Raw genomic sequence first — 11,456 nt, forward strand, 5'->3', positions numbered from 1 at the left:
CGATTCAATTCTTTCGTTTACATTACGAATCAAGCCGCTCGACGGCCTGAAACAGAAAGGTATTCGTCAGGAATACAGAGCGCGCTCTGCGTCCGCGTTGCGGGCAGGCGACATGCCGCAAATTAATTAAAAACACGAATCATTCTCGTTTATTATTTCGCCGCATTACGAGCCGTGACCGGACGTCACGGCTTTTTTCGTGCCGGGTGCGCGGCCGGCGTGCCCCGTTCGTCGCTTTCTTCACTACCTCTACGTTCACGATGAAACTCAACAAGAGCGCGTGCCATGCGCTTCTGATCGCCACGTCGCTGGCCGGCGCCCGCACTTCGTTCGCGCAGGCGAGCGACGCCGCGGCGACCCTGCCCGCGATTTCGGTCAACGCGGCCGCCGAGCATGCGTCGTACGACGGCGGCCATTCGCGCGCGGCGACCAAGACCGACATGTCGCTGATGGACGTGCCGCAGACCGTGAACGTCGTGCCGCACGCGGTGATCGAGGATCAGAACGCGACGTCGCTGCAGGACGCGTTGCGCAACGTGCCGGGCGTCGGCTTCTCGGTCGGCGACGGCCAGCGCGACCAGATCACGATCCGCGGCTTCAACAGCATCACGGACCAGTACGTCGACGGCATTCGCGACGACGCGCTCTACTACCGCGACCTGTCGAACGTCGACCGCGTGGAGGTGCTGAAGGGGCCGGCGGCCGTGCTGTACGGGCGCGGCTCGGCGGGCGGCATCGTGAACCGCGTGCTGAAGCGGCCGCAGGCGAACCCGGTGAACGACGTGGGCGTGACGCTCGGCACGCGCGGCGAGCGGCGCGGCGAGTTCGACCTCGGCTGGAACGCGAACGACGCGGCGCGCTTTCGCATGACCGGCGCGGCCGAGAATTCGAACAGCTTCCGCGACAAATTCCAGCTCAACCGGCAGGCGATCGCGCCGTCCGCGCAGTTCAAGCTCGACAGCGACACGGTGCTGAACGTCGAATTCGACTACCTGCACGACCGCCGCACGTCCGACCAGGGGATTCCCGCGTATCGCGGCCGGCCGGTCGACGTGCCGATCAACACGTACTACGGGTCGGCCGACGGCGGGAACAGTTCGTACAACGACGTCTCCGCGAAAAGCGCGACGGTATCGCTCGATCATCGCTTCAACGATTCGCTGTCGTTCCACGGCGCGATCCGCGCGTACGACTTCTCGCTCGAGCGGAAGAACTACGTGACGTACGAGCCGATCAAGACCGCCGCGCACCCGGTCGTCACGCTCGACCAGTCGACGCGCCAGCGCACCGACCACGGCATCGACGGGCTGTTCGAGCTCACGCAGAAGACGTCGCTGTTCGGCATGCGCCACGAGCTGCTGTACGGGCTGGAGCTGTCGCAGCAGCAGAAGTTCGACACGATCTACAGCGTGACGAAGGTCGCGAACTACGATCTGTTCAATCCGCAGCCGGTCGTCCTGCCCGGCGTGCCGATCGGCGCGCGTGCGAAGACGAACGCGTCGACCGTCGTCGGGCTCGCGGGCGTGTACGCGCAGGACCTGATCTCGCTGACCGAACACTGGAAGGTGCTCGCCGGCCTGCGCTTCGACTACCTGAACCAGATCCGCCACGACTACACGTCGTCGAACGTCAATCTCGACCGCACCGATCACGCGTGGAGCCCGCGTGTCGGCCTGATCTACGAACCGCTCGACTGGCTCACGCTGTACGGGTCGTTCAGCCAGTCGTTCTCGCCGCTGGCCGACACGCTGATCAGTTCCGGCGCGTTCTCGAACGGCGCCGCGCTCGCGCCGCAGAAGACCACCGCGTATGAAGTCGGCTCGCGCTTCGACCTCGGCGGCAAGGCGACGGCCAGCGTCGCGCTGTTCGACATGCGCCAGACCAACCAGCAGATCGGCGACCCGGCGAATCCCGGCTATGCGCTGCCGATCGGCACGCAGCACGTGCGCGGGATGGAGCTCGGCTTCACCGGCGAGATCGCGCCGAAGTGGTCGGTGTATGCGGGTTACGCGTACCTGAACGGCACGGTGGACGGTTCCGCCCAATCGACGGCGGCTGGCCTCTCGCTGTCGAGCAACACGCCGGGGCTGATGCCGCGTCACAGCGCGAGCCTGTGGCTCAAGCGCGAGCTGCCGTACGGCTTCTATGCGGCGGCCGGCATGCAGTTCCAGTCGGCGCGCTATACGTCGGCGAGCGATCTCGTCACGCTGCCGTCGTTCACGGTGTTCAACCTGGGCGCCGGCTATCGCAGCAAGAAGGTCGACGTGACGCTCACGCTCGACAACCTGTTCAATCGCCGCTACTTCATCGCCGCGCACGGCAACGCGGACCTGTACAACATGCCGGGCGATCCGCGCACGCTGACCGCCACGGTGAAGTGGCACATGTGACGCACGCGGTGCGCCACGCCTGCGGCGCCACCGCGCCATGACGCCGGCGCGGCGGCGCCGTTATTCGACGTCCTCGTCGTCCGCCTCGTCGGCGTCGTGCGCGTCGCGCTCGGGCGCCGCATACGCGCTTGCCTGTTCGAGCAGCCACCCGCGAAACGATTCCAGCGGCTTGCTGTGGCTGAACTCCGTCGGATACACGAGGTAGTACGCCGAATCGCCGACGGTGGTCGCATCGCACGGCACGACGAGGCCGAGCTGCTGCAACTGTTCCTCGACGAAGAATTTCGGCACGAGCGCGACGCCGAGCCCGGCCGCCGCCGCGCTGATCAGCATCGTATGCAATTCGTAGCGCACGCCCTGCATCGTGCGGATGTCCTCGACGCCGTGCGTCTCGAACCACTGCGCCCATGCGCCGGGGCGCGTCGTCGAGTGCAGCAGCGGATACGCGAGCAGATCCTCGACGCGCTCGACGGGCCCCTTCAGCAGCGCGGGGGAGCAGATCGGCACGACTTCCTCGCCGAACAGGTAGTCGGACGACGTGCCGGGCCAGGTCGGCTTGCCGTAGTGGATCGCGGCTTCGAAGTGCGTGTCCTCGAACGAGAACAGGTCGGTGCGGCTGCCCATGTTCACGCGCACGTCGGGCGTGCGGTCGTAGAAGCTCTTGATGCGCGGGATCAGCCAGTGCGACGCGAAGGTCGGCAGCACCGCGAGTTCCAGGTAGCCGCCGCCGCTGCCGTGCGCGATGATCGACAGCGTGTCGCGGTCGAGCGCCTCCAGCGCGCGCCGCACCTGCGTGCCGTACAGCTTGCCGGCGCGCGTCAGCACGACGCGCTGCTTCACGCGCGCGAACAGCCGCACGCCGAGGCTCGCTTCGAGCGTCGCGATCTGCCGCGACACGGCGCTTTCGGTCAGGAACAGCTCCTTGGCCGCGTGCGTGAAGCTCTCATGGCGGGCAGCGGCTTCGAAGGCCACGAGCGCACCCATGTTGGGGATCTTGAATTTGCGCATGATGCTCGTTTTGTCTGATGGACGGAGCCGCCCGGCACCGGGGCGATGCCGGCGAAGAACGATCGATAATTCCAAAAACTCATCACATATCAATTTAATCTCGCTTTACGCGCCGCTGCAACCCTTTGAATAATGCTTGCCATGCAAGGTCAGGCGCCCGTGGGCGGCCGGCCGACGAGTGGCCGGCGCGCTTGCCGGCGGGTCCCCCCGAGACGAGAATCCCGATGCGCAATCCGAATATCGACAGCTTGCTGACGAAGCTGCTGGGACAGGCGAAGACCGACGCCCTGTTCTCGACCCTGAACATGCCGGCCATCCTCGAGGAATGGGAGGACGGCGTCGTGACCCGCGCGGAAATCGCGCAGGCGATGAACATGGCGCTGTTCGAGGGGCTGCTCGAGCGTTCGGCGAACGGCCGCGCGTACACGGCCGACGCGATCGAAAGCGGCGGCTCGGTCTATTTCGACCACGGCGCGCTGCGAACGGTGCGTTGGCCGCATACGGGCGCGCTGCCGCCGGGCGAAGCCGCATTCACGCGTATCCTGCGTCCGCTCGGGTTCCGGCTGAACGGCCGTTATCCGCTCGACAAGCTCGGCATGACGGGCCGCGCGTACGCGCACGAAGACGCGCCGGACGAAATCGCGCAGTTCTTCGTCAGCGAACTGCATCCGGAGCGCTTCTCGAAGGAATTCCAGCAGGCCGTGACGAACGTGGTCAGCTCGTCGCGCGACCCGCTGTCGCCGGCGGCCGTCGCGCTGCTGTGGGAGGTCGAGCGCGAAGGCTGGCTGCCGCTGGAAGCCGCGCACGCGCTGCTGCCGGAGATCGTCGGCGCGTTCGCGCGCCAGCACGACGTGCCGAACGAACTCGACTACGAGACGCTGCTGATGGAATCGGCGGAAATGGCGTGGATCGCGACCGAGGGCAATGCGTTCAATCACGCGACCGATCGCGTCCCGGACGTGTTCAAGCTGTCCGACGACGAGAAGGCGAAGGGCCGGCCGATGAAGCCGGAAGTCGAGCGCTCGCGCTCGGGCCGCGTGTTCCAGACGGCCTATCGCGCGGATACCGTCGAGCGCGAGTTCCGCACGCGCGACGGCGGCACCGTGAAGCGCAACGTGCCCGGTTCGTTCTACGAGTTCATCACGCGCAAGCGCACGTTCGACCAGACGTCGCGTCGCTGGGTGACCGACCTGCGCTTCGACGCGGGCAACGCGCAGGGCATCTTCAAGATGACGGCGAACGCGGCGAAGTAAGCGCTTCGCGTCGCGCGGCAGGGAGGAAAGCAGAAGGGCCGGCGGCTGGTTTCAGCCGCCGGCCCGTTTGCGTCGACGGGGCGTCGCGTGCGTCAGAACAGGTGCGTGACCAGATAAAACAGCACCAGCAGCCCGATCGGTACGCCGAGCAGCCATGCGATCAGATATTTGCCCATGTCGTTGTCCTCCGCGTGGCCGCGACGCGGCGTGCGTCGCGGCAGGGTGAGACGACTGGCGCGTTACAGCTCGCGGTCGAATTCCTTCAATTGCTTCTCGGCTTCGTCGCGGGCGATCCCGTAACGCTCCTGGATCTTGCCGGCCAGATAGTCGCGATTGCCTTCCGCGACCGCGAGATCGTCGTCGGTCAGCTTGCCCCACTTGGCCTTCAGCTTGCCGGTGAGCTGCTTCCACTGGCCCTGGATCTTGTCCTCGTTCATCGTGTACTCCTTTCGTAAGGGGAGAAAAGTGCGGCGCTCGGCCGCGGGGTAGCTCAGGCCTTGGCCTTCAGGCCGGACGCGTCGACGTGCTTCACGCCCTTGATCGCGCGGGTGACGGCGATGGCCTTCTTCACGGCGGTCTTCGTCTGCAGCACACCCGTCAGCGTGACGACGCCGTCCACCGTCTTCACGCTGATGTCAGTGCTTTCCACGCCCTTGGTGGTCGCGAGTTCACTCTTTACCTTGGTCGTGATCCACGTGTCGGTGACAGGCTGGTTCGATTCGGTCGCCATGCCGCTGTCGGTCGACGATGCCTGGGCATGCGCGTTCGTGAGCGGGGCCGCGGAAAGCAGGAACGCCGCGCTGACGGCGAGCAGGGTCGAAAGGTGCGAGGTCTTGTTCATTGATGTCCTCCTTCGATTGGCGGGTTGAATCAATCGGTGGGCGAGCACGGAGCGTTCCCGTGCGTTCCTACGCATGCATGGCGAGACTCAGCGCGCGATCGGCGTGTCGTAGCCGGGCTCGCGCGGCGGCATGTCCGGGCGCGGCACGTCGGGCGGCAGCGGCACCGGCGGATCGGTGCCGGGCGCCGGTTCGGGCGGATTGTCCGGGGCCGGCTCGGGCCGCGTCGGATCGGGTGTCTGATGCAATTTCATCCTGATGTCCTCCCTCTGCGGTATGAAAGGGCAGCGCATGAGCGCCGATGCAGTACCAGCGTACCGACGCGAACGCGAGCGGACATCGCGCAAATTCACCGGGTCGGCTAGTGCGTTTGCACCGGGGGACGGAACACAGGGGCGGGAACGGCAGATGCACCACCACCCGGGCAACCCGGTCTGGCGGGCGCGCGGGCCGTGCCGCCCCGTTCGGCGGGGCACCGCACGATCGGCGGCGGCGTGCGAATGTACTATTCGAGGTAGTGCATCCGCGCCTGTCGCGCCGTTGCCCGGCACACGATCATCGCCGCACGCGGCGGCTGGCATGTGCCGCCGCCACGGGCGCGCGGCCGGCGCGCATGTTGACCGCTCATGTTGACGACAGGGACGACGATTCGATGAACGAACCAGTAGACGAACAGGTGCTCAAGTCGCATACCGACCGGCGCCAGCTGCACCAGATCATCGCGGGCCTCACCGAGGGCGTGATCCTGATCGAGCCGGACCAGCGGATCGTCTGGGCGAACGAGGCCGCGCTCGCGATGCACGGCGTGACCGAACTGAAGGCGCTCGGCGCGGACGTCACCGAATACCGCGAGCGATTCCGGCTGCGCTACCGGAACAACCATCCGGTGCGCGACGGCCACTATCCGATGGATCGCGTGATCGCCGGCGAGGAGTTCAGCGACGTGACGGTCGAGGTCGAATCGGCCGCCGACGAGTCGGTGAGCTGGGTGCATCGCATCCGCAGCCTCGTGCTGACGAACGCGGCCGGCGAACCCGACTGCCTCGCGCTGGTGCTGCACGACGCGACCGAATGGGCGAGCGCCGAGGAGCGCTTCGAGCGCACCTTCAACGCGAATCCGGCGCCGGCCGTGATCTGCCGGCTCGACGACTTGCGTTACGTGAAGGTCAACCAGGGCTTTCTCGACATGACGGGCCACGCACGCGACGACGTGCTCGGCCGCTCGGTGTACGAGGTCGACGTGCTGGACCAGGCCGAGCGGCGCGAGCTGGCGATCGAGCGGCTCGGCGAAGGCGCGACCATCCCGCAGATGGAAGCCGTGCTCAAACTTGCCGACGGCAGCACCAAGGCGGTGGTCGTCGCCGGGCAGCCGATCGACATGAACGGCGAGGCGTGCATGTTGTTCACGTTCATGGATCTCGAGCCGCGCAAGCAGGCCGAACGCGCGCTGATGCAAAGCGAGGAACGCTTCGCGACGGCCTTCCGGATGGCGCCGGTCGCGACCGCGATCGTCACGGCCGACCGTTTCGAGCTGCTCGACGTGAACGATGCGTTTGCCGCGATGACGGGCCACGCGCAGACCGATCTGCTCGGCAAATCCGCGGACGAGATCGGGCTGTGGGCCGAACGCGGCGCGTGGTCGCGCATCGAAGGCCGGCTCGCGCGCGACGGCCACGTGCGCAACGTGGACGTGCAGATCCGCACGCGCGACGGCGACGTGCGCGATTGCGTCGTGTCGGCCGATCCCGTCGCGATTCACGGGCGCGACTGCCTGCTCGTCGCGCTGCTGGACATCAGCGACCGCAAGCGCACGGAGATGGGGCTCGTCTATGCGATCGAGACCGCGATGCAGGACGCGTCGTGGTTCAGCCGCACGCTGATCGAGAAGCTCGCGAACGTGCGGCGCGCGAACGCGCCCGATGCGGGGGCGCAACTGTCCGATCTGACCGCGCGCGAGCGCGACGTGTTCGACCTGCTGTGCCACGGCCTCGCCGACAAGGAGATCGCCGGCCGCCTCGGCCTGGCGCCGAACACCGTGCGCAATCACGTCGCGACGATCTACGCGAAGCTCGACGTGCACAGCCGCGCCGAGGCGATCGTCTGGGCGCGCGAGCGCGGCATCGTCGGCGCGGCCGAAACGAACGGCGCGCGCGGCGACAAGGGCGGCGCGAAAGGCACGGACTGACGGGATCGGTGCGAATGCACCATGCGCACTGGTGCATCCGCATCTGCCGCCCGCGGCCGCCGCTTGCGATCCTGTCCGCTCGGCGGTGCCGCGCAGGCCGCTGCATTGCCGGCTTTCCTCAACCATCGCAGGAGACGACCATGGACAGGAATCGCATCGAAGGCAAGCTCAAGCAGGTCAAGGGTTCGGTCAAGGAAGCACTCGGCAAGGTGACGGGCGACCGCGAGACCGAAGCGCAAGGCGTGGCCGAGCAGCAGGCCGGCAAGCTCCAGGAGAAGGCCGGCGAGGCCGCCGATGCGGTGCGCAAGCATACGGGCACCGATCGGCACTGACCGATGACGCGGCGCCCGCCGTGGGCGTCGCGAAGGCCGGCCGGGCCGGCGCCGCGACGATGATGCGCGGCCGGCATGACGACGACCGGCCTTTACCCTGCGGCGCGGCCGCCATTCCCCACGGAATACCGCCATCCACGGCCGCCGCCGGACGGCCGTCGATCGGCCATCAGCACGGAACTTGATGACAAATCCTCACGACATAGTTCCGATATTTCGTTTGCTGCACGGGTATTGGCTACCCACAATCCCTTCACCTCTTTCGCGATGAAAGGTTCTTCGGAGACGGAGCCGCGGTGATCGTCCGGCCGGATCGGCGTGTCGCACGCGCTCCGGCACGGAAAGGCATCACCGGCGCGCAGGAGGTTGCCGACGCGTGCCAGTCTCGCGTTGCATCCCGACCCATAGAAGAAGGATTGCCATGACGTTCCGCATTCGTTCGCTTTCCGGCGTCGCGCTGACCGCCGCGCTTTTCGCATTCCAGACGGGCGCGGCCCATGCGCAGGAGACGATCGTCAAGGTCGGCGTGGCCGGCCCGCTGACGGGCGGCGGCGCGGCATACGGCAAGGACATCGAGAACGGCGTGCGCATGGCCGTCGACGAAGCGAATGCGGCGCGGACGACCGTCGGCGGCAAGCCGGTGAAGTTCGTCGTCGCGTCGCAGGACGACCAGAGCGATCCGCGCACCGGCGTGCAGGCCGCGCAGCAGCTCGCCGATGCGCAGGTGGCCGTCGTGATCGGCCACTTCAATTCCGGCACGACGCTGCCGGCGTCGAAGATCTACGCGAAGGCCGGCATTCCGATGATCACGCCGTCGGCGACCAATCCCGACATCACGCGCGCGGGGCTCGACACCGTGTACCGCGTGATCGCGACCGACACGCAGAACGCCGGCAACGCCGGTGCGTACGCCGCGAGCGTGACGAAGGCGAAGCGCATCGCGATCATCGACGATCGCACCGCGTTCGGCCAGGGCGAAGCCGACGAATTCGAGAAGGCCGTGAAGGCGAACGGCGGCACGATCGTCGCGCGCGAATTCACGAACGACAAGGCCGTCGACTTCAGCGCGCAGCTCACGAAGATCAAGAGCGCCAATGCCGATCTCGTGTTCTTCGGCGGCCTCGACGCGCAGGCCGCGATGCTCGTGAAGCGCATGCGCCAGCTCGGCATCCGCGCGCAGTTCCTCGCGGGCGGCGGCGTGATGAACGCGAACTTCATCAAGCTCGCCGGCAATGCGGCGGAAGGCGCATCGGTATGGGAGTACGGGCAGCCGCTGTCGCGTCTCGCGAAGGGCAAGCTGTTCGAAACGAAATTCAGGCAGAAGTACGGCGTCGACATGCTCGCGTATGCGCCGTTCGCGTACGACGCGACGTGGATCGCGATCAACGCGATGCAGAAGGCGAACTCGACGAAGCCGGGCGATTTCAACGGCGCGCTGAAGGGCACGCGCTACGACGGCATCACGGGCACGATCGCGTTCACGAACACGGGTGACCTGAAGAACCCGAGCTCGACGCTGTACGAAGTGAAGAACGCCGCGTGGCAGCCCGTCACGACGAAATCGGCGGACTGAACGCAGCGCGCGAGCAGGCTTTCGCGGCGATGCCGGACGTGCTGAAATAGCCGGGGCGATCGCCCGCGAAGTTTGCTCGCGGGATGCCCGCGAGTCGCGGCACGCATCATTTTCAGGCCCTGAGCCTTTTACGTGCAACCGGAGTCAGTCGTGAGTTCTCAAGTCGTCATCGTCGGCGGTGGTGTGATCGGCAGCTCGATCGCTTATTTCCTGCGCGCCACCGATCCCACGGTCGCCGTGACCGTGATCGAACGCGACCCCACCTATGCCAAATCGTCGTCGGCGCTGTCGGCCGCGTCGATTCGCCAGCAGTTTTCCACGCCGTTGTCGATCGAGATGTCGCTGTTCGGCATCGACTTCCTGCGCACGATCGGCGAGCGGCTCGAAGTGGACGGCCACCGCCCGTCGATCGACCTGCACGAGGGCGGCTACCTGTTCCTCGCGACGCCGGCTGGCGACGCGACGCTGCGCGAGAACCATGCGCTGCAGACGCGCCTCGGCGCCGATATCCGGCTGATGGACGGCGACGCGCTGCGCGCGAAGTTCCCGTGGCTGAACGTCGACGATCTCGCGTCGGGCGCGTACGGCGTGAGCGGCGAAGGCTGGTTCGACGGCTACGGGCTCGTGCAGGCGCTGCGCAAGAAGGCGCAGGCGCTCGGCGCGCGCTACGTGCCGGCCGACGTGAAGGACGTGGTGCGCGACGGCCGCAGGATCACGCATGTCGTGACGGGCGACGGCGAGCGCTACGCGTGCGACACGCTCGTCAACGCGGCCGGTGCGTGGACGCGCACGCTGTCGTCGATGATGGGCATCGACATCCCCGTGTATGCGCGGCGGCGCAGCATCTTCAACGTATCGTCGCCGGCGAAGCTCGCCGATTGCCCGCTGCTGATCGATCCGACCGGCGTGTATTTCCGGCCGGAAGGGCGCACGTATATCTGCGGCACGTCGCCAAGCCCGGATCGCGACCCGGACGACCTGCCGCTCGACGAAGTCGACCACGACCTGTTCGACGACGTGATCTGGCCGACGCTCGCGCACCGCGTGCCGGAATTCGAGGCGCTGCGCGTCGAGCATTGCTGGTCCGGGTACTACGAGTACAACGTGTTCGATCACAACGCGATCATCGGCTACCACCCCGAACTCGACAACGTCGTGTTCGCGAACGGCTACAGCGGCCACGGGCTGCAGCAAGGGCCGGCGACGGGGCGGGGCGTCAGCGAACTCATTCTGGGCGGGCGTTACGACACGCTCGACCTGTCGTCGCTCGGCTGGGCGCGTGTGCTCGAAAACCGGCCGATCGTCGAGAAGAACGTCGTGTAGTGTAGTGCGGCGTAACCGCCCGGTATGGGGTGGGCGGGATTCTCCTTGTGTCTCAAACCCGTTGGCCCGACTTTGTCGGGCCTTTTTTCGTTGTCGGCGTGCCGCGCCGTGCGCGATGTCGCCGAGGTCGGAATATGGCAACATCGCGGAGGTTTTTACACACTATCTCTATGTGATCAAACGGGGCTTGCCGGGATGAGCGACATCGCTATCGATATACCGTGGCCGGTCATGATGCTGATTTTGGGCATCAGCTATTGGCCGTTGTGGCTGCTTGTCGGAGCAGGGTTGACGTATTTCGGTGTCACGCGTCTGCGCGGGATCAGGCGTGTTGCCTGTATGGTCGTTGCGGTCTTGTTCATTGCTTATGCCGGCCTGGGCTTGTACGTGATGCTTGACAGGTAGGGAAAACGTCAGCGACGGATTGCGATCACGATGCGGTCAGCCGGAACTGGCGTTACGTCGGTTCAGGGATGTCGCGGCACGTCATTCGACATGCTGAACGCGAGGAAGCGAGCGATCCGCATGGAACGATACTGGCCCGGCTTTGCCG

At 66.5% G+C, this 11,456-nt stretch carries 11 protein-coding genes; 7 read left to right on the forward strand and 4 right to left on the reverse strand.

The window, feature by feature from the left end; all coding sequences use genetic code 11:
* Positions 1-260 precede the first annotated feature (260 nt).
* A complete protein-coding gene (locus KPB06_RS23630; protein ID WP_059579808.1) occupies positions 261-2,390 on the forward strand; it encodes a TonB-dependent receptor in 2,130 nt (709 codons plus the stop codon).
* Positions 2,391-2,450: 60 nt separating this feature from the next.
* Here KPB06_RS23630 and KPB06_RS23635 read toward each other — a convergent pair whose 3' ends face one another.
* Complete coding sequence (locus KPB06_RS23635; RefSeq protein WP_059579810.1) at positions 2,451-3,398, reverse strand: LysR family transcriptional regulator; 948 nt, start codon at positions 3,396-3,398, stop codon at positions 2,451-2,453.
* Between the two features lie 224 nt (positions 3,399-3,622).
* On the opposite strand from KPB06_RS23635, the gene KPB06_RS23640 reads away from it, so the two are divergent.
* On the forward strand, positions 3,623-4,651 hold the full coding sequence (locus tag KPB06_RS23640; protein ID WP_275906002.1) for a DUF1338 domain-containing protein: 1,029 nt from the start codon (positions 3,623-3,625) through the stop codon (positions 4,649-4,651).
* Positions 4,652-4,890: 239 nt separating this feature from the next.
* On the opposite strand, the gene KPB06_RS23645 is transcribed toward KPB06_RS23640, so the two are convergent.
* The 3 genes from KPB06_RS23645 to KPB06_RS23655 form a co-directional block, all read right to left on the reverse strand.
* Positions 4,891-5,088, reverse strand: a complete 198-nt coding sequence (locus KPB06_RS23645; RefSeq protein WP_059579817.1) for a CsbD family protein — start codon at positions 5,086-5,088, stop codon at positions 4,891-4,893.
* Positions 5,089-5,141: 53 nt separating this feature from the next.
* On the reverse strand, positions 5,142-5,492 hold the full coding sequence (locus KPB06_RS23650; RefSeq protein WP_059579819.1) for a BON domain-containing protein: 351 nt from the start codon (positions 5,490-5,492) through the stop codon (positions 5,142-5,144).
* Positions 5,493-5,579: 87 nt separating this feature from the next.
* Positions 5,580-5,744, reverse strand: coding sequence for a hypothetical protein (locus KPB06_RS23655; RefSeq protein WP_006484627.1), 165 nt, complete (start codon positions 5,742-5,744; stop codon positions 5,580-5,582).
* 398 nt (positions 5,745-6,142) lie between these two features.
* Here KPB06_RS23655 and KPB06_RS23660 point away from each other — a divergent pair, with 398 nt between their 5' ends.
* The 5 genes from KPB06_RS23660 (at position 6,143) to KPB06_RS23680 (ending at position 11,308) form a co-directional block, all read left to right on the forward strand.
* Positions 6,143-7,675, forward strand: a complete 1,533-nt coding sequence (locus KPB06_RS23660) for a helix-turn-helix transcriptional regulator (RefSeq protein ID WP_275906001.1) — start codon at positions 6,143-6,145, stop codon at positions 7,673-7,675.
* Between the two features lie 140 nt (positions 7,676-7,815).
* Positions 7,816-8,007: a CsbD family protein gene (locus KPB06_RS23665; protein ID WP_059579825.1), complete on the forward strand. Its 192-nt coding sequence runs from the start codon at positions 7,816-7,818 to the stop codon at positions 8,005-8,007.
* Between the two features lie 421 nt (positions 8,008-8,428).
* A complete protein-coding gene (locus KPB06_RS23670) occupies positions 8,429-9,580 on the forward strand; it encodes a branched-chain amino acid ABC transporter substrate-binding protein (protein ID WP_059640455.1) in 1,152 nt (383 codons plus the stop codon).
* Between the two features lie 150 nt (positions 9,581-9,730).
* The gene (locus tag KPB06_RS23675; protein WP_059579830.1) at positions 9,731-10,903 is read left to right on the forward strand and encodes an NAD(P)/FAD-dependent oxidoreductase; all 1,173 of its coding nucleotides are present in this window, start codon (positions 9,731-9,733) and stop codon (positions 10,901-10,903) included.
* A 195-nt stretch (positions 10,904-11,098) separates the two neighbouring features.
* Positions 11,099-11,308 carry a hypothetical protein gene (locus KPB06_RS23680; RefSeq protein WP_059579832.1) on the forward strand — a complete coding sequence of 70 codons (210 nt, stop codon included), beginning with the start codon at positions 11,099-11,101 and terminating at the stop codon, positions 11,306-11,308.
* The last annotated feature ends 148 nt before the right edge of the window (positions 11,309-11,456 follow it).

The sequence above is a fragment of the Burkholderia semiarida genome (assembly GCF_029268935.1).
Lineage (GTDB): Bacteria > Pseudomonadota > Gammaproteobacteria > Burkholderiales > Burkholderiaceae > Burkholderia > Burkholderia semiarida.